Raw genomic sequence first — 23,029 nt, 5'->3', positions numbered from 1 at the left:
CGTGAAAGAGTGGGGCGCCCCGTTCGAACCCCGGAGAGTGATCCGCCATGACCTGGCCCGCGACCGCGCGGTACCGCCTGGAGGCCGCGCCCGGCGGCCTCGGACTCGTCCAGGACCTGCTCAACACCGTCGCCGCCGGCGCGCCCCCGCACCCCGACCTGCTCGACGGGCGCGCCTCGGCGCAGGAGTGGGCGAAGGAGGTCGTCGCCGAGTGGACTTCGGCCACCGGGCAGCCAGCGCCGCGCGTCACCCTTGACGCCGAGGGCCTGCGCGAGCTGCGGTCGTTCCGCGAGACGCTGGGCAAGCTCGTCGCGGGGCAGGGGCAAGAGCAGGGCGAGGCGGCCGGGGGCCTCGGGCCGGGCGGCGCGTACTCCGGAGAGGCCGCGCTACGGCTCGGTGAGGACGGCGTCGTACGCCTGGAGCCGCGGGGCACCGGAGGGGCCCACCTCGTCGCACTGGCCCTCGCGGCGGTGTACGAAGGCCAGCAGACGGACACCGCGCGCCGCCTCAAGACCTGCCGCAACCCGCTCTGCCGAGTCGCGTTCTACGACCGCTCCCGCAACAACAGCGGCGTCTGGCACGACGTGCGGACATGCGGCAACGCGGCGAACCTGCGGGCCTACCGGGCCCGTCGACGCCAACAGGAGTCCTGACGCGACCCCGGCGCGTCAGCCGCACGCCGTGCGCTCCGGCCGCCGGGGCTCTCCCAGGGGGCCGGAGCGGACAGCGAACGGCCGGGTGACGAGGGGTCAGGACTTTACGGGCGTCAGGACCCGACGGGCGTCAGGACTCGACAGGCGTCAGGACGAAGAGCGGGATCTCACGGGCCGTCTTCTTCTGGTAGTCGTCGTAGTCCGGCCACACCGCGACCGCCCGCTCCCACCAGATCCGCCGCTCCTCGCCGGTGACGACCCGCGCGCGGTAGTCCTTCTTCACCGGCCCGTCCTGCAACTCCACATGCGGGTGGGCGATGAGGTTGTGGTACCAGGACGGGTTCGCGGGGTCGCCGCCCTTCGACGCCACCACCGCGTACTCCCCGTCGTGCTCGACGCGCATCAGGGGGTTCTTGCGGAGCTTCCCGCTCTTGGCGCCGATCGACGTCAGCACGATGACGGGCTTGCCCCTCAGAGTCGTGCCCTCCGTGCCGCCCGAGCTCTCGTACAACTCGGTCTGCTTGGTGGCCCAGTCCCACGTGCCGGGTTCGTACTCTCCAGTCAAAGGCATGCCCTGTCCAACGGTCCGGGCGAGCCGATTGTTCCGGGCCCGTGCCCCGGAGCGCCGGGCAGGCCCGGCCGTCGCCCGCCGGTGCGCCATGCGTTAAAAAGGCATCAACGGTTCAACGGCAACAGGACGACAGGGGGCGGCATGGCGGGGCAGGACATACCGCAGGAGTACCTCGACGGCTATGCCCACATCCTCGCCGCCGCCTCGTCGACGGGCCGTCGGCTCACCCGGGATGAGCTGGCCTCACGGCGCGTGCTGGGGGAGCGGGCCGCCGACGCCGGTTTCGGCCTCCGGGCCCTGGTGGGCGCGCACCTCGCGGCGACCCGCGCCCACTGGCCCGCCGAGCGCGCGCTCTCCGTCGACTGCGCCCTGGCCGCCGCCGAGCAGGCCATGGACGCCTTCGCCGAGGGCTACGAACGCGCCCAGCGCCTCGCCGTACGCCAGGAGGAGGCGGCCCGGCGCGAGTTCATCGACGACCTGCTCTACGGACGCAGCGACCTCGGCCTGCTCGCCGAGCGCGCGGAACGCTTCGGACTGCGCCTCTCCTACGAGCACGCCGTCGCCGTCGCCGAGGGCCCCGACGGATACGAGGAGGGGCACGCGGTCCCCCGCGAGGTCGAGCGGGCCCTGATCGGCCGGTTCGGCGACCGCAGCATCCTGCTCACCACCAAGGACGGCCGCCTGGTGTGCGTCGCCCCCGGCGACCAGGACGAGGTCCTGACCTTCTTCGCCAAGCACGCGTACGCCGTCACCGACGGCGGCCGCGTCGCCATCGGCCGCCCGCAGCCCGGCCCCGGCGGCGTCGTCCAGTCGTACGAGGAAGCGCTCAACGCCCTCGATCTCGCCGGGCGCCTGGAGCTCGACGACCCCGTGCTGCACGCGGCCGACCTGCTCGTCTACCCCGTCCTCACCCGCGACCGGCAGGCCATGGCCGACCTCGTGCTCAACACGCTCGGCCCGCTGCGCCAGGCCCGCGGCGGAGCGCAGCCGCTCATCGACACGCTCGCCGCGTACTTCGACTCGGGGTGTGTCGCGGCGGAGGCGGCCCGCCGACTGACGCTGAGCGTGCGCGCCCTGACCTACCGGCTGGAACGCATCCACGGACTGACCGGGGCCAACCCCTCGGACCCCGTGCACCGTTACACACTGCAGACCGCCGTGATCGGCGCGCGCCTGCTCGACTGGCCCTCGAAGCAGTTCTGAGGCCGAGGACGGGGACGCGGCCGAGGACGCCGTCGCCCCCGGCCCGCGCCGTCTCTCAGCCCAGCCGGGGGATCTCGATGGCCGGGCAGCGGTCCATGACCATGTCCAGGCCCGCCGCGCGCGTCCGTTCGTACGCCGCCTCGTCGATCACGCCGAGCTGGAACCAGACCGCCCGCGCGCCGGCCGCCACCGCCTCGTCGGCGACCTGGCCCGCTAGGCCGCTGTTGACGAACACATCGACCACGTCGATCTCGAACGGCACGGCGGACAGGGACGGATACCCCTGCTCGCCGTGGACCGTCCCGGCCTTGGGGTGGATCGGCACGACACGCTTGCCGAAGCCCCGCAGAACGGCCGCGACGCCGTACGCCGCCCGCTCGCGGTTGTCGGACAGGCCCACGACGGCCCAGGTGTCGCCCAGCTCCGTCAGGATCTTGCGCACCGTCTTCTGGTCGCCGTACATGACCTGCCTCCTCGAGTTCGCGGCCGGATGCCGTCAGGGAGCGCGGGTCAGACGTTCACGCCGAAGTCCGTCGCGATGCCCCGCAGTCCACTTGCATAACCCTGGCCGACCGCGCGGAATTTCCACTCGGCACCATGGCGGTACAGCTCGCCGAAGACCATCGCGGTCTCCGTCGACGCGTCCTCGGAGAGGTCGTAGCGCGCGATCTCGACGCCGTCCGCCTGGTTCACCACGCGGATGAAGGCGTTGCGGACCTGGCCGAAGCTCTGGCCGCGGTTCTCGGCGTCGTGGATCGACACCGGGAAGACGATCTTCGTGATCTGGTCGGGCACCTGGGCGAGGTTCACCTTCACTGCCTCGTCGTCGCCCTCGCCCTCACCGGTGAGGTTGTCACCGGTGTGCTCGACCGAACCGTCCGGGCTCGTCAGGTTGTTGTAGAAGACGAAGTGCTGGTCCGAGACGACCTTGCCGGAGTCGTCGCAGAGCAGCGCGCTGGCGTCCAGGTCGTAGTCCGTGCCCGTCGTGGTGCGCACATCCCAGCCCAGCCCGACCAGTACGGCGGTGAGGCCCGGGGCCTCCTTGCTGAGCGAGACGTTGCCGCCCTTGGCCAGGGAAACTCCCACAATGTCCTCCTGAGATCCGAGTGACGCGTTTCTGGTGATGGTTCCGTAGAATCTACAGGAATGTAGAAGCGGGTGGGGTGGTCAGGGGCCGTTACGATATGGCGCTCCCGGCCGCCGAGGAGCACGAACAGGCTGGAGGGAGCCCGGGCATGGAGCACCACGACAAGCGCGAGGAGCGCCGGCCGCGCCTGCGCCGCCGCGCCCAGGGCGAGCTGGAGCAGCAGGTCCTCGCCGCGCTGCACGCCGCCCGCGGACCGGTCAGCGCCGCCTGGGTGCAGGAGCGGATCGGCGGCGACCTCGCCTATACGACCGTGATGACGATCCTGACCCGCCTCCTCGCCAAGGACGTGGTGACCCGGGAGCGCGCGGGCCGCTCCTTCGCGTGGACGTCCGCGTCGGACGAGGCGGGGCTCGCCGCCTTCCGCATGCGCAAGGTGCTCGACGGCGAGAGCGACCGGGAAGCGGTCCTCGCCAGCTTCGTCACGACGCTGACGCCCGACGACGAACAGCTCCTGCGCGAGTTGCTCGGGCGGGCGGGCGCCGAGACGGACGACTGACACCCGATGGGAGCTTCTGCCTGATGGGCGTCTTCGTCTTCCTGCCCCTCGTGCTGCCGCTGACCGCCTGGCCGGTCGCCCGCCTCGCCGAGCATCACCTCCACCCGCGCACCGCCACGCGCGTGCTCACCTCCGTCGCCGGGGTGATGGCCCTGTGCAGCACGCTCTGTCTCGCGCTCCTCATGGTCGTCGGCACCGCCCAACTGCCGGGCAACCCCCTGCCGGACGCCTGGTCCGACCCCGAGGTGCGGGCCGCCGTCCCCTATTACGAGGTCGCGGGGAAGGCCGCCATCCCCGCACTGCTCGCCGTGTGCGCCGCCTGCGCCCGCACCCTGTGGCGGCACGCGCGCGTACGCCTTCGAGGGCGGCGCGCCCTCGAAGGGCTGCCCGGCACGTCCGTCGCGGTGCTCCCCGACGACGCTCCGTACGCCTACGCCCTTCCGGCGCGCGACGGCGGCCGCGTCGTGGTCACCACCGGCATGCTGAACCGGCTCGCCGCCCCGGAGCGGCGCGCGCTGTTCGCGCACGAGCGGGCCCATCTCACCGCGCGGCACCACCGTCACCTCCTCGTCACGCAGTTGGCGGCCCGCGCCAACCCCTTCCTGCGCCCGCTGCGCACCTCCGTCGCCTTCACCGCGGAACGGTGGGCCGACGAGGCGGCGGCACGGGCCGTACGGGACAGGCGGGTCGTCGCCCGTGCGATCGGCAGGGCCGCCCTGGTCTCCCGGGGCGCGCCCGCGCCCGCCCTCGCGGGGTTCGCCACGCCGGGGCCCGTGCCGCGCCGCGTCGCCGCCCTGCTCGCCCCGGCGCCCGCCGCCCGCACGCGTCCCTCCCTGTTCACCGCGGTGGGACTCGCCCTGTGGTGCGCCGCGTTCGGCACCGTCGTCTCCGCGATGTCCTCGGCGAACTCCGCGGTCACGATGGTCCTCATCCTGCGGGCGGCCACACCGCTGTGAACGGGCGCCGCCCCGAGCCTGCGCCGCTGTGAACGGGCCCCGTGCCGGCGCCGTTACAGGTCGAACTCGTGCGGCGGCAGGTCCAGCGCGAAGCACGCCTCGCGCACCACGGCCTGCTCGTCCTTGTCGAAGTCGCCGTCGGCGCCGCCGATGACGATGCCTATCTGGATGACCGCGCGGGCCTCCGCGGGCTTCTTCCTCGCCTTGGCGACCTCCTGGAGAACGCTCACCTTGCCGAACGCGAAGTCGGCGGTCAGCTTGTCGACGTAGGCGTCGAAGCGGCGGCGCAGGTCGTCCGCCGGGAAGTTCTGCAACACCTCGTTCGCACCGATGAGCTGGGCCACGCGGGCGCGTTCGGTCGGGTCCACCGTGCCGTCCGCGGCTGCCACCAGGGCGCACATCGCCATGCTCGCGTCGCGGAAGGCGCCGCTCTTGAGGTCGTTCTTCTTCGCCAGCAGCTGGGTCTGCATCGTCGACGCGGATTCCTTGACGCGGTCCCACAGGGCCATGGGGAACTCCATGCACATATCGATATCGGGTGTTCTACAGCAGCGTAGAAACTACAACACTGTAGAAACTAGCACCCGGCCCGAGAAGTTCCCGCCGGTCCCACCGAGAGCAGCCGCGCGAAGTAGTCGTCGGGCATCTCCTCTCCGATGGGCCGGCCCTCCGCCTCGATCCAGGCGTGCGCGTTGAAGGGAGGCACCACGCTCGCCCCCGTGCACCACGTCGGCCAGCCGCCCATCAGTCGGCACAGCAGGGCGGAGCCCAGCGAGCGGGGCAGACAGCCTTTCGGGCCGGCGCAGAGCAGGCTGGTCGCGCACATCGCGTCCCGGGCCTTCTTCGCCTGCGCGGCGGTGGCCGGGGCGGCGCCACGGCGTACGACACCGAGGACGGTGCGGATCCGGCGCGGGGGCAGCAAGGAGAGCGCGACGGCGGGCAGCAGCACGAGTCGGGCGGCGAGACGCCGGGTGAAGGGGACACCCGTGGGCCGCTCCAGGGCGCTCGGTGTCGTCATGAGACCAGCCCCGCGTCCCGCAGTTCCCGTACGAGAGTGGTGACGTCCTGCTGCGCGCGAGCCCGGTCGATGTCGAACTCGCAGATGAGCGCGTCGATGGCCGCCGCCTCCTCGCCGCCGTCGAGGAGGGTCTTCACGACGAGGCTCCCGGTGGGGTTGAGTTCCCAGTAGTTTCCGCTGCGCTGGTCGAGAAGGACCGTGCCGTAGTCGGTCTCCGTGGTGGAGACATCGGGGCCGAACTGCAGTGCCATGGTGGGTGACTGCCTTTCTCCGGTGGCGGGCCTATCGGGTGCGGGCGGGGGAGAGGCCGCGGAGCCATACCTCGGCGGCGATGGTCGAGTAGAGGATGCCGTCGCGCAGCCCGGGCGCGGAGGGCCGCTGCGCGAGGCGGCGCAGCGTCTCACCGTCGACCAGGCCGAGCCGCTCCAGCCGGGAGTCCTCCCACAGGGCCAGCAGGTCGGCGCGGTGCTTGCGCAGTCCGTCGGCGGCGTCCATGGCGGCGGCCGCCTTGGTGGTGCGCCGCAGGCACTCCTCGGGAACGATGCCGCGCATCGCGGTGGTGAGGACGGGTTTGTACGCCCAGGGCGTGACGCGTTCCTCGGGCCGGATCGCGAGGCACGCCTCGATGACGCGGTCGTCGAGGAACGGCGAGGCCATCGGGACACCGACGCGGGCCGCCATGCGGTCCCACTGGCGGATGATGCGCGTGCACGAGCGGATCTGTTCAAGATCGGCGTGCATGCCACGGTCGGGGTGCAGGGGCACGACCGTCGAAGCGGCCTCCCGCAGCGCCCGCTCGACCATGCGCGTGGCGTCGGGCGTGACCCACTCGAAGAGACGTGGGGGCATGCCCCAGCCGAGACTGGTGGTGGCCGATGCCGGGAGCGGGTCGCGCAGGTGTCCGACGGCGTCGGCGAGACACCTGCCGTACGGCCGGGAATCGGCCAGGGCACGGGCCGTCGTACCGAGCGGCCACTGCCACAGGGCCCGGAAGCCCCGCAGCTGCCGCAGTGCGAACAGCGGGCGGGTGCGCGACAGCCGGTGGTAGTACGCCTCCGAGCACCAGGCCACGTGATCGCCGCCGATGCCCGTCATGTGCACTCGGCTGCCCCGCCGGGCCATGTCCGGCAGATGGCTCAGCACCCTTGAGCGGTCCATGACGCCGATGGTCGGTTCGTCCAGCAGGTCGTCGATGTTCAGCAGATCGTCGTAGACCAGCGGTGAGGCGTGCGCGTCCCACACCACATGCTCGACGTCCGGGAGGTGTTTCACCGCCCGCTCGGCCCAGTGCAGGTCGGTGTCGGCCGGGTCGCGTCCCGGCCAGGTGCTGGCCACCACCTTGGCGGGGGACCGGTCCGCGAGGAAGCAGATGGAGGTGGAGTCCAGGCCGCCGGACAGGTCGCAGCTGACCACGCCGCCTTGGCGCGTGCGGGCGTCGATGGCCGTGGCGAGGGCCTCGCGGACCAGCGGCGCCCCGTCGGCGAGGGTGCGGACCGGCTCCGGCGGGGTCCACCACCGTGAGTGGTGCACGGTCCGCCCGTCCGCGCCGACGATCAGCGCGTCCTGTGGGGGCACCGCGGTGACGCCGTACCAGAGGGAGGTCTCGAAAAGGGGATAGGGGGCAGGCCACAACAGCCGGATCGCGAGCTGTTCTTCGTCGGGGTCGTGGCCCAGGGCGGCGGCGAGGACGTCGGCGCGGGTGGCGGCCAAGGGCACACCGTCCACGGTGGCGTGGAAGACCAGCCGGAGCCCGGACGCGGTGCCCTGCATCCTGAGCCGCTGGTCCAGGGCGGCGACAAGGTGGAAGCTGCCGGGCAGGGAGCGGGCCCACACGTCCAGCTCCGTCAGGTCGCGCAACCGCCCTGCCCGGGCCTCCAGTTCGGCGGTGGTGACGGGGCAGCAACCGATGACGGCCAGGGCGGCGCGGCCGACGCGCGCCGTGACGATCTCTTCGTCGGCCCACTGGCCGACCAGCCACGGCCGGCCCGAGGAATGGTTGAGGACACGTGTTCCTGGGTGGGCGAAGGAGCGGGCCACGGCGGCCGCGTCCGCACGGTCGTTGAAGACCGTGAAGTGCGCGTCGCCGGGGCCCGTCCCCGCACTCTCGTGCAGTTCAGTCATGACGTCGGGTCAGAAACCTTCGGTCGTCAGTTCTTGCTGAAAATGAGTCGGTCGTTTCCGGACCGCGCCAGCAGCCCGGTCTTCTTCCGGAACGTCCCGAGCCGGACGAGCGACGGAGCTTCGTAGGCCTTCTTCATGACGTCTCCTCGGATAGAGGTGACGACCGCTTCCCTGGTCGACGGCGCGCGGGGGCTCCGTCGGCCTGTCCCGGGCTCATCGGGAACCCGGGACGGGAAAGGTCGCAGCACCCAGCTATGTGCATAACCGGAAGATGCTGCAAGACCATGACAGAAAGTATGACAATAGGAAAAACGCATATGCCGGTGTGTGAACGCGTTGCTACTTGTGGGTTTAATCAACGAGTGCGCAACTCAATGACGCATGTGTGCACAAGGGAAAAAACGTTTTGAACTGGGCATCGGCCGCAGTGGGGTTGTCCTGCCGCGGAGCGGCCGGCAGAGGGGGCGAGGGGGGAGCCGCCGGGGCGCATTCGGCTCGGGTGCGCGTGCTCCCGCTCCTCGCACTTCTTGGCCTGTTTCCGCCTTCTCCACCTCCTCCGACCGTCGTCGGGGCGAGTGGATCGATTTCACGGCCCCTTCCCACGCCCTCGCCGAAGCGGTTTAGTTCTCTGCGTCTCCGACCTCGGGAGTACGCGCGTGACCGCACCCCCCTCCTCCGTACCGCCTCCCTCCGTACCGACCTCCCCTCCCTCCTCCCACGGCCTCAGCGGCGGGGCCGTCGGCACCGGCGATCTGGTCTTCTTCGTCATGGCGGCCGCGGCCCCGCTGACGGTCATGGCGGGCGTGGCCCCGCTGGCCATCGGCATGGCGGGCCGGGCGGCACCGCTCGGCTATCTGCTCTCGGGCCTGCTCCTGATCGTCTTCGCCGCCGGGTTCACGGCCATGAGCCGGTACGTGCGCAACGCCGGCGCCTTCTACGCGTACATAGGCAGGGGGCTCGGCCGCCCGGCCGGAGCCGGCTCCGCGTACGTCGCGCTCTTCTCGTACAACGCGATCGAGGTGGGACTGCTCGCCGCCTTCGGATGGTTCACGGAGTCGGGCTTCGAGGACCTTACCGGGGCCCATGTGCCCTGGTGGGTCTGGGCGTCGGGCGGACTGGTCGCCATCGGCGCGCTCGGCTACCTCAGGGTCACCCTCAGCGCCAAGGTCCTCGGCGTCGCCCTGGTCCTCGAAGTGCTGGTACTGCTCGCCTTCGAAGCGGGCGTCCTCGCGCACGGCGGCGGCCCGCGGGGCGTCGACCTGGGGGCGCTGTCACCCGGCCATCTCGGCGCGTCCGGGGCGGGCGGCATGTTCGTCCTCGCCATCGGCGCCTTCGTCGGCTTCGAGGCGACCGCGATCTACGCGGAGGAGGCACGGCGACCGGAGAGGACCGTGCCGCGCGCCACCTACATCGCCGTGGCGTTCCTCGCGCTCTTCTACACCTTCACCGTCTGGATGATCATCAACGCGTACGGCGACCGCGCCCAGGCCGTGGCGAACGGAGAGGGCGGCGCCGACATGGTCTTCACCGCCACCGAGCGCTTCAGCGGGGCCTGGGCCGCCGACTCCATGCACGTACTGATCATCACCAGCGCCTTCGCGGCCACGCTCGCCTTCCACAACGGCGCCGCCCGCTACTTCTACGCGCTCGGCAGGGAAGGCCTGCTCCCGGCCCGCCTCGGCACGGTCTCCGCGAAGACCCGGGCACCGGCCGCGGCCGTGCTCACGCAGTCGGCCCTCGCGCTCGCGGTGATCGTCGTGACGGTGGTCAGCGGGGTCGATCCGTACACCGTCACGTTCCTGTGGACCAACGGCTCCGGCATCCTCGGCGTGATGCTCATGCAGGCACTCGCCGCCCTCGCCGTGTACGGGTTCTTCCGCCGTGACCGGCGCGCGCTGCCGGCCTGGCGGGTGGTCGCCGCTCCCTTGCTCGCCTGCGCGGGTCTCGCCGTCATGATCGTCCTGGTCTGTGCCCACCTCGATCTGCTCACCGGCGCCTCCACCGGTGTGAACGCGGCCCTGATCCTCCCGCTGCCGGTGCTGTTCGTCGTCGGCGCCATGCTGGCGCTGCGCGTCAAGGCGCGCGATCCGATGGCGTACGAGCGGCTGACGACGGTGGACGCCGAGAGCGTCTGAGGGGTGGCGGAGGGTGGCGGAAACCGCGAGCGGCCGCGAGCAAGCGAGCAGTCGAGTAGGCGAGTAGGCAAGCAAGGAGAAACCGACAGCATGACGACCCTGGTCTTCCTCGGCACCACCCGAACCGGGAGCCACCCCCACCACGACACCACGGCGCTCGCCGTGCGCGACGGCCGCGTCCTGGCGCTCGGCGACGAGGCCCGCGCCCTCGCCGCCACCGCCGACGAGGTCGTCGACATCGGCGACGGACTGCTGATGGCCGCCTTCGGCGACGGCCACGCCCACCCGCTCTTCGGCGGCCTGGAGAGCTTCGGGCCGCAGATCAAGGAGCTCGCCTCCGTCGACGCGATCGTCTCCGAAGTCGGGCGGTGGGCCGGGGAGCACCCGGAGGCCGAGTGGATCGTCGGCGCCTCCTACGACCCCGCGCTCGCGCCCGACGGGGAGTTCGACGCGCGCTGGCTTGACGCGGCGGTGCCCGACCGGCCCGTCGTGCTGCGCGCCCACGACTACCACACCGTGTGGTGCAACACCGAGGCGCTGCGCAGGGCCGGGGTGAGCGAGAGCACTCCGGAGCCGCGCCTCGGCTGGATCGTGCGCCGCCCCGACGGCACACCGCTCGGCACCCTGCGCGAGTGGCACGCCTGCGACCTCGTGCTCGACCAGGTCCCCTCGCGCGCCACGGACGAACTCGTCGAGGCGGTGCGCCGCGCCGGGCACGCGTACGCGCGCGCGGGCATCACCTGGGTGCAGGACGCCTGGGTCGAACCGGAGATGGCCGACGCCTATCTCACCGCCGCCCGGCGTGACGCCCTGGCCTTCCGGGTCGACCTCGCCCAGCGCGCGGATCCCGACCGGTGGCGCGGGCAGCTCGCGCCGTTCGCCGAGACACGCGCGCGGGTGGCCGCGGAGGGCGGCGAGCTGCTGACCGCGCGGACGGTGAAGTTCTTCAGCGACGGCGTCATCGAGGGCGGTACGGCCGCCATGCTCGCCCCCTACCTGGACGCGTCGCACAGCTGCGGCATGCCCGTGTGGGAACCTCGCGCGCTCGCCGAGGCGGTACGCGCCTTCGACGCCGCGGGCTTCCAGACCCACATTCACGCGATCGGCGACGCGGGCGTACGCGCCTCGCTCGACGCGATCGAGACCGCGATCCACGCCAACCCCGCCTGGGACCGGCGCCCGGTGATCACCCATGTCCAGCTGGTCGACCCCGCCGACCTGCCCCGCTTCGCCGCGCTCGGTGTCATCGCCAACTTCGAACCCCTCTGGGCGCAGCCCGACCCGCTCCAGACCGAGCTGTCCATCCCGCGGCTCGGCGCGCACCGGGCGGCCCTGCAATACCCCATGGGCGAGCTGGCGCGGGACGGCGTGCGGCTCTCCTTCGGCAGCGACTGGCCCGTCAGCTCGCACATCCCCCTGGAAGGCATCCAAGTGGCCGTCACCAGGCGTACGTTCACGGGGGAGCCGGCGGAAGGCTGGATCCCCCACCAGCGGCTGACCGTCGAGGAGGCGCTGACGGCGGCCACCGCCGGGGTCGCCCACCAGGCGGGCGCCGACGACCGGCTGCGCCTGGCGCCGGGCGCCCCCGCCGACCTGGTCCTGCTCTCCGCCGACCCACGCACCGCCGACCCGATGGCGATCCGCCACGCGCGCGTGCGGGGCACCTGGCTCGGAGGCCGCCCCACGTACCGGGCAGCGGCCTCATCCCGGGCAGCGGCTCCCTGAATGCGCGTGATGTCTCCTATAGCCGTTATGTCTGACGGAGGCCTACGCGTGAACAGCGGAGGACGGATCGGCAGGAGTGGTGATCGGCAGGACGATGGCCGTCGCGGCGATCCCGTCGCGCACGATCCACTGCCCCGAGAACACCTTCAGCTCCACGCCCTCCACCACGGGCCCCTCGACGAGCAGCCGCGCCGTGAACGTCCCGTCCGGGTCGAGCCGCACCCGGGCGTCCTCGAAACCGAGCCAGCGCCCGGTGAGCGGGAACCACGTCTTGTAGACCGACTCCTTGGCGCTGAAGAGCAGGCGGTCCCAGGGTGTGCCGGGGTGGCGGGCGCCGAGGGCGGCGAGCGCCGCGCGCTCCGACTCGTCGGCGATCATGGTCAGCACGTCCGGGTCGCGCAGCGGCTCGCCCGGCTCCGCGTCGACGCCGAGCGAGGTCACCTCACCGGCGCGGGCCACGACCGCCGCACGGTACCCGGCGCAGTGCGTCATGCTGCCGACGACGCCGTCCGGCCAGCGGGGCGCACCCCGCTGGCCCGGCAGGATCGGGGCCGGCGGCACGCCGATGAGGTGCAGCGCGGCCCGGGCGCAGTGCCGCACGGTGGTGAACTCATCGCGCCGCTTGGCCACCGCCTTCGCCACGACCGCCTCCTCCTCCGGGAAGAGCACGGCGTCGGCCGGGTCGCCATAAGTCTCGACGACGGTGACAGGCACGGCGGCCAGCAGGGATGCCAAGGGGCCCGAGGCTTCCGGGACTTGGGGCACGGATATCGAGGGTGACGTCACGAGAGATCACGGTACCCGGCGCACGGCACGCGCGCGTGGACAGTGACCTGTGCCACTCGGCACCGCTCCCGGCCACCGGCGTCTCCCGAGGAGCGCCTACGCTGGCGTGATGCAGGACGAATACCGCACAGTGGCCCGCGAGGGCGTGCACGAGACCGAGATCAACCGCTCGCGCTTCCTGTGCGCCCTGGCACCCGCTGCCACCGAGCGGGAGGCCCAGGACTTCGTCGCACGCGTCCGCAAGGAGCACCCCACGGCCAGCCACAACTGCTTCGCGTACGTCATCGGGGCGGACGCGGCGATCCAGAAGGCCAGTGACGACGGGGAGCCGGGCGGCACCGCGGGCGTCCCCATGCTGCAGATGCTCCTGCGCCGCGACATGCGGTACGTCGCCGCGGTCGTGACCCGGTACTACGGAGGGGTCAAGCTCGGCGCGGGCGGTCTGATCCGCGCCTACGGAGGCGCGGTCGGCGAGGCGCTCGACACCCTGGGCACCGTCACCCGCCGCCGCTTCCGCCTCGCCACCGTCACCGTCGACCACCAGCGCGCGGGCAAGGTCCAGAACGATCTGCGTGCCGCGGGCCGTGAGGTGCGTGACGTTCGTTACGGCGACGCGGTCACCATCGAGATCGGTCTCCCGGACGCCGACGTGGACGCCTTCCGGGGCTGGCTGGCCGACGCCACGGCGGGCAGCGCGGTGTTCGAACTCGGGGGAGAGGCGTACGGAGACGCCTGACGCGCGGCGCGCCCCGCGGAGCCGGGGCACTGGACGGCGGCGGTTACAGGAGCAGCCGCCCGTGATGTCCGACCCGCCCGTTAGTCTCGGGGCTCATGAGGCTGCTGCACACGTCCGACTGGCACCTGGGCCGCTCGTTCCACCGCGTGAACATGCTGGACGCCCAGGCCGCGTTCATCGGTCACCTGGTGACGACCGCGCGCGAGCGCGAGGTCGACGCCGTCCTGGTGGCCGGGGACGTGTACGACAGGGCGGTGCCGCCGCTCGCCGCGGTGGAGCTGTTCGACGACGCGCTGCACCGGCTCGCCGACCTCGGCGTGCCGACGGTGATGATCTCCGGGAACCACGACTCGGCGCGCCGCCTCGGCGTCGGCGCGGGCCTCATCGACCGCGCGGGCATCCATCTGCGCACCGACCCCGCCGCCTGCGCGGAGCCCGTGCTCCTCGCCGACGACCACGGCGACGTGGCGTTCTACGGCCTGCCCTACCTCGAACCCGCCCTGGTGAAGGACGAGTTCGGCGTGGCCAAGGCGGGCCACGAGGCGGTCATCGGGGCCGCCATGGACCGGGTGCGGGCCGACCTCGCCACCCGCGCGCGGGGCACCCGCTCCGTCGTCCTCGCCCACGCGTTCGTCAGCGGCGGGCAGATCAGTGACAGCGAGCGGGACATCACGGTCGGCGGAGTCGCCGCGGTGCCGGCCGGAGTCTTCGAAGGCGTCGACTACGCGGCGCTCGGTCATCTGCACGGCAGCCAGACGCTCGGCACGCGCGTGCGCTACTCCGGCTCCCCGCTGCCGTACTCCTTCTCCGAAGCCGACCACCGCAAGAGCATGTGGCTCGTCGACCTCGGCCCCGAGGGGCAGATCGAGGCCGAGCGCGTCGACTGCCCGGTGCCGCGCGCACTCGCCCGTATCCGCGGCACCCTCGACGAACTCCTCGACGACCCAGGCCTCACCCGCCACGAGGAAGCCTGGGTCGAGGCCACCCTCACCGACGCGGTGCGCCCCGACGACCCCATGGCCCGCCTCTGCGCGCGCTTCCCGCACACCCTCAGCCTCGTCTTCGACCCGGACCGGGCCCCGGACGACCCGGACGTCTCGTACGCCCAGCGTCTCCAGGGCCGCAGCGACGAGCAGATCGCCGAGGACTTCGTGGCCCATGTGCGCGGGGCGGGCCCCGACGGGCACGAGCGGGCGGTGCTGCGGTCGGCCTTCGACGCGGTCCGCGCCGACGACACCCTGCGCGAGGTCGCCCGATGAGACTCCACCGGCTCCGCGTCACCGCGTTCGGGCCCTTCGGCACCACCCAGGACATCGACTTCGACGAGCTATCCGCCGCCGGGCTCTTCCTGCTGCACGGCCCGACCGGCGCGGGCAAGACCTCCGTCCTCGACGCCGTCTGCTACGCGCTGTACGGATCGGTGCCGGGCGCGCGCCAGGGCAGCGGGCAGGGCATGACGCTGCGCAGCGACCACGCGCAGCAGGGCACGCGCACAGAGGTGTGCCTCGAACTCACCGTCGCCGGACGCCGCTTGGAGATCACCCGCCAGCCACCGTGGGCACGCCCCAAGAAGAGGGGCACCGGCACGACCACCGAGAAGGCCCAGAGCTGGCTCCGCGAGAGCACCCCGGAAGGCGGCTGGAAGGACCTGAGCCGGTCCCACCAGGAGATCGGCGAGGAGATCGCCCAACTGCTCGGCATGAGCAAGGAGCAGTTCTGCCAGGTCGTCCTGCTGCCGCAGGGCGACTTCGCGCGCTTCCTGCGCGCGGACGCGGAGGCACGCGGCAAGCTGCTCGGGCGGCTCTTCGACACCCGCAGGTTCGCCGCGGTCGAACAGCGGCTCGTCGAGCAGCGGCGCACCACCGCGGCCGAGGTCAAGGACGGCGACGCGGCGCTCCTCGCCGACGCGCACCGCATGCAGCAGGCCGCGGCGGAAGACGGCCGGGAAGCCGAACTGCCCCTGCCCGACCTCGCTCCCGGCGACCCGGGCCTCGCCACCGAAGTCCTCGCCTGGGCCGCCGTCGCCCGCACGACGGCCCGAGAGCGCCTCACCATCGCGGACGGCGCGCTCACCGCCGCCGAATCCGCGCAGGTGGCCGCGGAGCGCCGACTCGGTGACGTACGCGAACTCGACCGGCTGCAGAGCCGGTTCGCCGAGGCACAAGAGCGCGCCGCACGGCTGCACGCGCGCGAGGCCGAGCGGCGCGAGTGCGAGCAGCGCCTGGAGCGGGCGCGCAAGGCGGAGACGGTCGCCCCGGCGCTCGCACTGCGCGACGCCGCGGAGGCGGAGCACCGCCGGGCCGCGCAGGAGGAGACACGCGCGCGTGGCCGCCTCCCCGGCACCTTCGAAGCCGCCGGGGCGTCCGGGCTCGCCGCCGCCGCGCGCAAGGCCGCCGAGGAGCTGGGCGGCCTGGGATCGGCGCGGCGTGCCGAGCAGCGGCTCGCCGACATCGCCGCCGAGCGCGCGGCCCTGGACCGGCAGGAGCGCGCCGACGACGAGGTGTCGCAGGACGCGGCGGGCTGGCTCGACGGCTGGGAGGCCACCCGGGCCGCCCTCCAGGAGCGCGTCGAATCCGCCCAGGAGGCCGCGACCCACGCCGAGCGGCTGGCGGGGCGCCTCGAACCGGTGAGGACCCGGCTGGACGCGGCCCGCCGCCGCGACCGGCTCGCCCAGGACGCGGCGGCGGCACAGGATCGCGCCCTCACCGCCCGCGAACACGCCACCAGCACGCACGAACACTGGCTCGCCCTGAAGGAACAGCGCCTCACCGGCATCGCCGCCGAACTCGCCGCGCACCTGACCGACGGCGAACCGTGCGCGGTGTGCGGGGCGACGGAACACCCCGCCCCCGCCCGCAAGAGCGCCGGGCACGTGGACCGCGGCGCGGAGGAGGAGGCGCTGTCCGCCCACCGCGCCGCCCTGGAGTCCCGCACGGCCGCCGAGCGCGAACTGAGCGACGTACAGGCCTCGCTGGCGGCGGCGACAGCGGCGGCGCGAAGCGGCGAAACGGGGGCGGACGAGTCCGCGCCCGGGGGTACCGAGCCGAGTGTCGAGGAACTCGCCGCCGCCGTGGAGGAGTTGCGGCGCGCCCACGCCGAAGCGCGCGACCACGCCTCGGGACTGCACGCCGCGCGCGAGGCGCTGGCGCGGGCCGAGCGCGAGTACGACCGCCGAGTCACCGGCCGGCAGGAGGCCGCCCGGCGTGCCGCGTCGAGGGCCACCCTGCGCGAGGCCCTCGACCGCGAACAGAACGCCCTGGAAGAGGAGTTGACCCACGCGCGCGGAACGACCGGAAGCGTCGCGGCCCGCGCCGCCCAGCTGGAGCGGCAGGCCGCCCTGCTCACCGAGGCCGCGGACGCCGTGCGCGTCGCCGACGAGACGGCCGAGCGCCTCAAGGCGGCGGACGCGCGCCTCGCCGACGCGGCCTTCCGCGCCGGATTCGACACGCCGGTCGCCGCGGCTGACGCCCTCCTCGACGACGCCCGCCACCGCGAACTCCAGCACCGCCTCGACGCCTGGCGGAACGAAGAAGCCGCGGTCCGCTCCGTCCTCGCCGAACCGGACACGGCCACCGCCGCGCAGCAGCCTCCCGCCGACCTGCCGGCCGCGCGGGAGGAGGCTGAGGCCGCCGCCAGACGCCTTCGGGCCGCCGCGTCCGCGCGCGACGCCGCGGCACGGCGCTGCGCCGAACTCGACAGGCTCTCCGCCCGCACCGCCGCCGGGACGCGCGGCCTCGCGCCGCTGCGCGCCGCCCACGACCGGGTGGCGCGGATGGCCGGCCTCGCCGCGGGCACCTCGGCCGACAACGAACGCAGGATGCGCCTGGAGTCGTACGTACTGGCCGCCCGCCTGGAGCAGGTGGCCGCGGCCGCGACCGTCCGGCTGCGGCGGATGTCGTCCGGGCGCTACACCCTCGTGCACTCCGACGACCGGACGGGACGCGGCCGTTCGGGCCTCGGTCTGCATGTGGTCGACGCGTGGACCGGCCGCGAGCGGGACACGGCGACCCTCTCGGGCGGCGAGACGTTCTTCGCCTCGCTCGCCCTGGCGCTCGGCCTCGCGGACGTGGTCACGGACGAGGCGGGCGGCGTACGGCTCGACACGCTCTTCATCGACGAGGGCTTCGGCAGCCTGGATGACCAGACCCTGGACGAGGTCCTGGACGTCCTGGACTCCCTGCGTGAACGCGACCGCAGCGTCGGCATCGTCAGCCACGTCGCCGATCTGCGCCGACGGGTGCACGCGCAGCTGGAGGTGGTGAAGGGGCGCGCCGGTTCGGTCGTGCGCCAGCGGGGCGCGGCGTGAAGCACGGTGCCCGCGACCGGACATTCCGAACTCGTCCGGGCCGGGGCACAACCAAGGGGCGATGTCGGGAGTCATGATCATTTGGGGGCGTTGGCCCCCGTCATGTCTGCCACGGGTATGTCACCCCCGCACGAACAGGAACACGTATGTCGCGCAAGACGCTGGCCGTCTCCGGTCTGCTCGCCGCCGCCCTCACCGCCACCCTGGCCCCCACCGCGCAGGCGGCTTCGCCGACCATCACGCGCGCCGAGTACGACAAGGTCAAGCTGGGGGCGAGCATCTCCAAGATGCACTCCGTCGCCGGCCGCGGCGCCTGCAAGCTGACGTCGAGCAGCGGTGGCTCGGGCTACTCGAGCAAGGTCTACGAGTGCAAGGGCAACAAGCAGTACAGCTCCGCGATGTTCTCCTTCGGCAACGGCAAGCTCGCCATGAAGTCGCAGGGCGGCCTCGACGGCAAGAAGTCCAACGGCAAGATGACCAAGGCGAAGTACAAGAAGATAACCAAGGGCAAGACCATCGCCCAGATGCACGACATCGCGGGCAAGGGCGTGTGCGTGCGCGTCGCCGACGCCGAGGCCGCCGGTGCGAAGTCCGCCAGCTACTCGTGCGAGCAGTCCAGCACCTACGGCAGCGCCGCGTTCACCTTCACCAACAACAAGGTGGTCGGCCGGGCGCAGTACGGCCTGCGCTGACCTGACGGTGTGCGGGGGTGGGGCGGCGCCGCCCCGCCCCCGCACACCCGGCGCACTCAGGGTCCCTGCCGCGCCGCCCTTCGGTGAGGGCAGGCGCCCTCAGCGTCCCAGGGGCCGCCTCGGCAGGGGCGAGGAGTAGACGACGCTCGTCGTCACCGACCCCAGCGCGCCGATCCGGCCCGAGACCTCTTCGAGGTGGTTCATCGACCGCGCGGCGACCTTGATGACGAAACAGTCGTCGCCCGTGACGTGATGGGCCTCCAGGATCTCCGGCGTCGCCTCCACCAGATCGTGGAACGGCTTGTAGTTGCCGGTCGGATAGCGCAGACGTACGAACGCCAGAATGGGCAGACCCAGCCGCTCCGGGTCGACCACGGCCGCGTAGCCCTGGATGACGCCCGCCTCCTCCAGGCGCCGCACGCGCTCGGTGACGGCGCTCGCGGACATCGAGACGGCGCGCGCCAGTTCGGCGTAGCTGGCGCGGCCCTCACGCTGGAGGACGTCGAGGATGCGCCAGTCGGTGGCGTCCGTGGAATAACCGGTCATCCCCGAGAGGTAACAGGGAAATCCTCGGCTGATCAAGAGGGACGCCGGGGATCGCCGCTTCAGACTTCCCGTCCGCAGCCGTAGATTTTCTGCCATGAACACCACGAACGTGCAGCTCAGTGCCGCTTCCCCCGCCTCCTCCACCTCGGTCGACACCGCCGTGAATTCAGTTCTGCGCATCCCGCCCGCCTCCCCGGCCGCGGCCGCCGCGTACTTCGGTGCGAGCCTCGCCTTCCACGCCGACGTCTCCGACGTGGCGTCCGCGCTGGCCGCCGACGGCGACCCCGGCTTCGTCGTGATCGACACCCGCTCCACCGCGTCCTGGGACCAAGGGCACATTCCGGGCGCGATCCACCTGCCCACCGCGCTCATCCCGGAGCAGGCCGAGGCACTGCTCGACAGGTCGGTGCCGGTGGTGACGTACTGCTGGGGCCCCGGCTGCAACGGCGCGACCCGTGCGGCCCTCGCCCTCGCCCAGCTGGGCTTCCAGGTCAAGGAGATGCTGGGCGGCTTCGAGTACTGGGCGCGGGAGGGCTTCGCGTTCGAGACTTGGGAGGGCGAGGAACAGCGCGCCCCGGACGCGCTCACGGCTCCCGTCGACGCGGACGACTGCGGCTGCTGAGGGCCACGGGCGCGGGCGCCCCGGTGAGCACCCCGCTCCGCGAAAACCCCGTGCGCGTCGCGGCCCCGGCGCCCATCATGAACTGCCATGCCACACCTGCCTTCTCCCTCGCCCGCCGAACTCCGCCGCGATCCGCTTCCGTTGCGCGGCCGTACCGCTCTCGTCACCGGCGCCAGTCGCCGCGGAGGCATCGGGTACGCGGTGGCGCGTCGGCTCGCCGCCCATGGAGCCGGGGTGTACCTGCACCACCACGTCCCCCACGACGCCGCCATGCCCTGGGGCGCCGACCGGCCGCAGGACGTCGTCGAAGGAGTGCGCCAGGCGCTCGGCGACCCGGACGCGACGGTCTGCGCGGGGCCCGGAGATCTTTCGGAACCCTCCGCTCCGGCCGAGCTGATCGACGCGGCGGCCGACGCCCTCGGCGGGCGGGTCGACATCCTCGTCGCCAACCACGCGCTGAGCGGCAGCGACGGCTCCCTCGACGCCGTGGACGCCGCCATGCTCGACGCGCACTGGGCGGTCGACACCCGCTCCGTGATCCTTCTCGTCCAGGCGTACGCACGGCTGCGCGCCCGGACGGCGTCCCGGGCTCCCGGCGGGCGCGTCGTGATGATGACCTCGGGGCAGGACATCGCGGGCGGCATGCCGGGAGAGATCGCGTACGGCCTCCAGAAGGGCGCGCTCGCCTCGGTGACCCGTTCGCTCGCGACCGGCCTCGCCGACCTCGCCACCACCGTGAACTGCGTCAACCCGGGCCCCGTGGACACCGATTACCTCACCGGCGAGGCGTACGCGCAGATCGAGGCCCGGTTCCCGGCGGGCCGCTGGGGGATGCCCGACGACCCGGCCCGGCTCATCGCCTGGCTCGCCACCGACGAGGCGGCCTGGATCACCGGCCAGGTCATCGACTCCGAGGGCGGCTTCCGCCGCTGACGGGCGGCGGGGCCGGGCGTCCGGCCCCGCCGCCCGTCCCGTCACAGCTTGGACAACTCGTCCACCAGGTCGTCCAGGCCCAGCGAGCCCTGGGACAGTGCTGCCATGTGCCACGCCTTGGCGTCGAACGCGTCCCCGTGGCGGCGACGCGCGTTCTCGCGGCCCAGCAGCCAGGCCCGCTCGCCCAGCTTGTAGCCGATCGCCTGGCCGGGGATCGTGAGGTAGCGGGTCATCTCGCTCGCGACGTACTCCGTCGGACGACTGCAGTGCGCGTCGAAGAACTCCTGCGCCAGGTCCGGCGTCCAGCGCTCACCCGGGTGGAAGGGCGAGTCCGCCGGGATCTCCAGCTCCAGGTGCATGCCGATGTCGACGATGACCCGCAGCGCGCGCATCATCTGGGCGTCCAGATAGCCGAGCCTGCGCTCCGCGTCGGTGAGGAACCCCAGCTCGTCCATGAGCCGCTCCGCGTAGAGCGCCCAGCCCTCCGCGTTGGCGCTGACGATGCCGACGGTCGCCTGGTAGCGGGAGAGGTCCTCGGCGACGTGGGCCCACTGGGCCAGCTGGAGGTGGTGGCCGGGCACACCCTCGTGGTACCAGGTGGAGACCAGGTCGTAGACGGGGAAGCGGGTCTCACCCATCGTCGGCAGCCAGGTGCGGCCGGGGCGGGAGAAGTCCTCGGAGGGGCCCGTGTAGTAAGGGGCCGCGGCGCCGCCGGGCGGGGCGATGTGCGACTCCACCTTCCGTACCCGCTCGGCGAGTTCGAAGTGGGTGCCGTCCAGCGCCTCGATCGCCTCGTCCATCAGCTCCTGCAGCCAGACCCGCACCTCCTCCACGCCCTCGATGTGTGTGCCGTGCTCGTCGAGGTGGGCGAGCGCCACCCACGGCGTGGCCGCGCCCGGCAGGATCTTCTCGGCCTCGGCCCGCATCTCCGCGAGCAGCCGGTGGAACTCTGACCAGCCGTACGCGTACGCCTCGTCGAGATCCAGGTCGGTGCCGTTGAAGTAGCGGGACAGCAGGGCGTAGCGCTCGCGGCCCACGGTGTCGGGGGAGCCCTCGATCGCGGGCGCGTACACGTCCCGCATCCAGTCGCGCAGCGCCACCACGGAGGCGGTGGCCGCCCGCGCCGCGTCGTCCAGGTCGGCGCGGAGCGCCTCCGGGCCCGCGGCGGCGAACTCCTCGAACCAGCCGCGGCCACCGGCGCCGGGCTCCTCGCCCGCCCACTCGGTGAGCTGCCCGATGAACGTGGCGGTGGGGCGCGGCGGCGCGAACAGCTTGCGTTCAAGGCCCAGTTCGAGGGAGGCGCGGTAGCCCTCGTACGCGGCCGGCACGGCCCGCAGCCGTTCGGTGATCGCCGCCCAGTCCTCCTCGGTCTCCATCGGCGTCACGGTGAAGATCTCGCGTACCTCGTGCGGGACCGTGTGCAGATTGCCGACCCAGCGCAGCTTCTCCCCCGTGTCGTGCACGGCGAGTTCGGCGGTGAGGCGCTCCCGCAGCAGTCGGCCGCAGCGGCGCTCGATCTCCCTGTCGGCGCCCGGCCGGGCCTCCGCCTCGTCGAGCCGGACCAGGGTCGTGCGCGCCAGCCGGGCGAGGGCGTCCTGGCCCGCGGGCGAGGTGTCGGGGAGCTTGCCGTGGCTCTCCTTCACACCGAGATAGGTGCCGATGATGGGGTCGAGGGCGATGAGTTCGTCGACGTAGGTGTCGGCGACCTCGCGGGGGAGGGGTCCGGTGTTCGGATGCGGGTTCATCGTGGCTGACATGCGGACATCCTCGTACGCGGAGAGGGCGCGCGTCACCAAGATTCGGCGGCGGTTTCGCGTCCCCCGTCGGCGACGGGCTCGGGCGGCAGCAGCGGACCGCACTCCCACTGCTGGAAGATCAACCTCGTCTCCACGCGCGCCACTTCGCGCCGGGCCGTGAACTCGTCGAGGACGAGCCGCTGCAGATCCGCGGGACCGGCCACCGCCACATGCACCAGGAAGTCGTCGGGGCCCGTGAGGTGGAACAGGGACAACGACTCGGGCAGCGCCCGGATCCGTTCCACGAAGGGCCCCACGAGGTCCCGGCGGTGCGGCCGGACCTGCACCGAGAGCAGGGCCTGGAGTCCACGGCCGAGCCTCGCCGGGTCGAGCCGCAGCTGGTGTCCGAGAATCACCCCCGAGCGCCGCAGCCGCGTCACCCGGTCAAGGCAGGTGGAGGGAGCGACGCCGACCTGCGCCGCCAGGTCGCGGTAGGTGGTCCGGGCGTCGTTCTGCAGCAGGCGCAGAATGTGGAGGTCCACCGGATCCAGTGCGACGGAGTCGGCCATAGGGCGAACGTAACACGGCATATGGCGCTCGACCCCCGGCGAATGTTCAGCCTATGGGGCATGGATGCGAACACGCAC

General features: G+C 72.7%; 24 protein-coding genes. 12 read left to right on the top strand and 12 right to left on the bottom strand.

All coding sequences use genetic code 11. From position 1 onward, the window contains the following. The first annotated feature begins 47 nt into the window (after positions 1 to 47). On the top strand, positions 48 to 653 hold the full coding sequence (locus tag DMA15_RS01795; protein ID WP_125510900.1) for a CGNR zinc finger domain-containing protein: 606 nt from the start codon (positions 48 to 50) through the stop codon (positions 651 to 653). A 130-nt stretch (positions 654 to 783) separates the two neighbouring features. Here the strand turns inward: DMA15_RS01795 and DMA15_RS01790 are convergent, their stop codons facing one another. Next, entirely contained in the window at positions 784 to 1,224 is a 441-nt protein-coding gene (locus DMA15_RS01790; RefSeq protein WP_125510899.1) for a nitroreductase family deazaflavin-dependent oxidoreductase, read from the bottom strand. A gap of 141 nt (positions 1,225 to 1,365) precedes the next feature. On the opposite strand from DMA15_RS01790, the gene DMA15_RS01785 reads away from it, so the two are divergent. Continuing rightward, positions 1,366 to 2,427, top strand: coding sequence for a helix-turn-helix domain-containing protein (locus DMA15_RS01785; protein WP_125510898.1), 1,062 nt, complete (start codon positions 1,366 to 1,368; stop codon positions 2,425 to 2,427). 55 nt (positions 2,428 to 2,482) lie between these two features. On the opposite strand, the gene DMA15_RS01780 is transcribed toward DMA15_RS01785, so the two are convergent. Together DMA15_RS01780 and DMA15_RS01775 are read right to left on the bottom strand one after the other, a co-directional pair. Next, positions 2,483 to 2,890, bottom strand: a complete 408-nt coding sequence (locus DMA15_RS01780) for a CoA-binding protein (RefSeq protein WP_125510897.1) — start codon at positions 2,888 to 2,890, stop codon at positions 2,483 to 2,485. Between the two features lie 47 nt (positions 2,891 to 2,937). After that, positions 2,938 to 3,513, bottom strand: a complete 576-nt coding sequence (locus DMA15_RS01775; protein WP_125510896.1) for a TerD family protein — start codon at positions 3,511 to 3,513, stop codon at positions 2,938 to 2,940. A gap of 149 nt (positions 3,514 to 3,662) precedes the next feature. On the opposite strand from DMA15_RS01775, the gene DMA15_RS01770 reads away from it, so the two are divergent. Together DMA15_RS01770 and DMA15_RS01765 are read left to right on the top strand one after the other, a co-directional pair. Next, positions 3,663 to 4,070 carry a BlaI/MecI/CopY family transcriptional regulator gene (locus DMA15_RS01770; protein WP_125510895.1) on the top strand — a complete coding sequence of 136 codons (408 nt, stop codon included), beginning with the start codon at positions 3,663 to 3,665 and terminating at the stop codon, positions 4,068 to 4,070. A gap of 23 nt (positions 4,071 to 4,093) precedes the next feature. Continuing rightward, positions 4,094 to 5,026, top strand: coding sequence for a M56 family metallopeptidase (locus DMA15_RS01765; protein ID WP_125510894.1), 933 nt, complete (start codon positions 4,094 to 4,096; stop codon positions 5,024 to 5,026). A 53-nt stretch (positions 5,027 to 5,079) separates the two neighbouring features. Here the strand turns inward: DMA15_RS01765 and DMA15_RS01760 are convergent, their stop codons facing one another. The 5 genes from DMA15_RS01760 to DMA15_RS01740 form a co-directional block, all read right to left on the bottom strand. Further along, on the bottom strand, positions 5,080 to 5,535 hold the full coding sequence (locus DMA15_RS01760; RefSeq protein ID WP_125517189.1) for a TerB family tellurite resistance protein: 456 nt from the start codon (positions 5,533 to 5,535) through the stop codon (positions 5,080 to 5,082). 68 nt (positions 5,536 to 5,603) lie between these two features. Further along, positions 5,604 to 6,044 carry a lasso peptide biosynthesis B2 protein gene (locus DMA15_RS01755; protein WP_125510893.1) on the bottom strand — a complete coding sequence of 147 codons (441 nt, stop codon included), beginning with the start codon at positions 6,042 to 6,044 and terminating at the stop codon, positions 5,604 to 5,606. Next, positions 6,041 to 6,295: a lasso peptide biosynthesis PqqD family chaperone gene (locus DMA15_RS01750; RefSeq protein ID WP_125510892.1), complete on the bottom strand. Its 255-nt coding sequence runs from the start codon at positions 6,293 to 6,295 to the stop codon at positions 6,041 to 6,043. The genes DMA15_RS01755 and DMA15_RS01750 overlap by 4 nt, the downstream gene beginning before the upstream one ends. A 31-nt stretch (positions 6,296 to 6,326) precedes the next feature. Continuing rightward, a complete protein-coding gene (locus tag DMA15_RS01745; RefSeq protein WP_125510891.1) occupies positions 6,327 to 8,165 on the bottom strand; it encodes a lasso peptide isopeptide bond-forming cyclase in 1,839 nt (612 codons plus the stop codon). A gap of 26 nt (positions 8,166 to 8,191) precedes the next feature. Further along, on the bottom strand, positions 8,192 to 8,302 hold the full coding sequence (locus DMA15_RS01740; RefSeq protein WP_125510890.1) for a keywimysin-related RiPP: 111 nt from the start codon (positions 8,300 to 8,302) through the stop codon (positions 8,192 to 8,194). Between the two features lie 519 nt (positions 8,303 to 8,821). On the opposite strand from DMA15_RS01740, the gene DMA15_RS01735 reads away from it, so the two are divergent. Further along, complete coding sequence (locus DMA15_RS01735; protein WP_240659648.1) at positions 8,822 to 10,300, top strand: APC family permease; 1,479 nt, start codon at positions 8,822 to 8,824, stop codon at positions 10,298 to 10,300. Positions 10,301 to 10,390: 90 nt separating this feature from the next. After that, positions 10,391 to 12,025 carry an amidohydrolase gene (locus DMA15_RS01730; RefSeq protein WP_125510889.1) on the top strand — a complete coding sequence of 545 codons (1,635 nt, stop codon included), beginning with the start codon at positions 10,391 to 10,393 and terminating at the stop codon, positions 12,023 to 12,025. Between the two features lie 42 nt (positions 12,026 to 12,067). Here the strand turns inward: DMA15_RS01730 and DMA15_RS01725 are convergent, their stop codons facing one another. After that, positions 12,068 to 12,760, bottom strand: a complete 693-nt coding sequence (locus DMA15_RS01725) for a 4'-phosphopantetheinyl transferase superfamily protein (protein WP_125517186.1) — start codon at positions 12,758 to 12,760, stop codon at positions 12,068 to 12,070. A 160-nt stretch (positions 12,761 to 12,920) separates the two neighbouring features. On the opposite strand from DMA15_RS01725, the gene DMA15_RS01720 reads away from it, so the two are divergent. The 4 genes from DMA15_RS01720 (at position 12,921) to DMA15_RS01705 (ending at position 18,545) form a co-directional block, all read left to right on the top strand. Beyond that, positions 12,921 to 13,547, top strand: coding sequence for a YigZ family protein (locus DMA15_RS01720; RefSeq protein WP_125510888.1), 627 nt, complete (start codon positions 12,921 to 12,923; stop codon positions 13,545 to 13,547). Between the two features lie 95 nt (positions 13,548 to 13,642). After that, positions 13,643 to 14,806, top strand: coding sequence for an exonuclease SbcCD subunit D (locus tag DMA15_RS01715; protein ID WP_125510887.1), 1,164 nt, complete (start codon positions 13,643 to 13,645; stop codon positions 14,804 to 14,806). After that, a complete protein-coding gene (locus DMA15_RS01710) occupies positions 14,803 to 17,853 on the top strand; it encodes an SMC family ATPase (protein WP_125510886.1) in 3,051 nt (1,016 codons plus the stop codon). The genes DMA15_RS01715 and DMA15_RS01710 overlap by 4 nt, the downstream gene beginning before the upstream one ends. Before the next feature lie 146 nt (positions 17,854 to 17,999). After that, positions 18,000 to 18,545: a hypothetical protein gene (locus DMA15_RS01705; RefSeq protein ID WP_125510885.1), complete on the top strand. Its 546-nt coding sequence runs from the start codon at positions 18,000 to 18,002 to the stop codon at positions 18,543 to 18,545. 99 nt (positions 18,546 to 18,644) lie between these two features. Here the strand turns inward: DMA15_RS01705 and DMA15_RS01700 are convergent, their stop codons facing one another. Then, positions 18,645 to 19,091, bottom strand: a complete 447-nt coding sequence (locus DMA15_RS01700) for an Lrp/AsnC family transcriptional regulator (RefSeq protein ID WP_125510884.1) — start codon at positions 19,089 to 19,091, stop codon at positions 18,645 to 18,647. A gap of 94 nt (positions 19,092 to 19,185) precedes the next feature. On the opposite strand from DMA15_RS01700, the gene DMA15_RS01695 reads away from it, so the two are divergent. Together DMA15_RS01695 and DMA15_RS01690 are read left to right on the top strand one after the other, a co-directional pair. Then, a complete protein-coding gene (locus tag DMA15_RS01695; protein WP_125510883.1) occupies positions 19,186 to 19,713 on the top strand; it encodes a rhodanese-like domain-containing protein in 528 nt (175 codons plus the stop codon). Between the two features lie 87 nt (positions 19,714 to 19,800). Continuing rightward, the gene (locus DMA15_RS01690) at positions 19,801 to 20,646 is read left to right on the top strand and encodes an SDR family oxidoreductase (RefSeq protein WP_125510882.1); all 846 of its coding nucleotides are present in this window, start codon (positions 19,801 to 19,803) and stop codon (positions 20,644 to 20,646) included. Between the two features lie 41 nt (positions 20,647 to 20,687). Here DMA15_RS01690 and DMA15_RS01685 read toward each other — a convergent pair whose 3' ends face one another. Together DMA15_RS01685 and DMA15_RS01680 are read right to left on the bottom strand one after the other, a co-directional pair. Continuing rightward, on the bottom strand, positions 20,688 to 22,403 hold the full coding sequence (locus DMA15_RS01685; protein WP_240659647.1) for a DUF885 domain-containing protein: 1,716 nt from the start codon (positions 22,401 to 22,403) through the stop codon (positions 20,688 to 20,690). A gap of 32 nt (positions 22,404 to 22,435) precedes the next feature. After that, positions 22,436 to 22,951: an Lrp/AsnC family transcriptional regulator gene (locus DMA15_RS01680; RefSeq protein WP_125510881.1), complete on the bottom strand. Its 516-nt coding sequence runs from the start codon at positions 22,949 to 22,951 to the stop codon at positions 22,436 to 22,438. Between the last annotated feature and the right edge of the window lie 78 nt (positions 22,952 to 23,029).

Origin of the sequence: Streptomyces sp. WAC 01529 (genome assembly GCF_003945545.1) — a bacterium.
Lineage (GTDB): Bacteria > Actinomycetota > Actinomycetes > Streptomycetales > Streptomycetaceae > Streptomyces > Streptomyces anatolicus.
The sequence above is the reverse complement of the archived record's forward strand: the minus strand, read 5'-3'. Positions and strand labels throughout refer to the sequence as shown.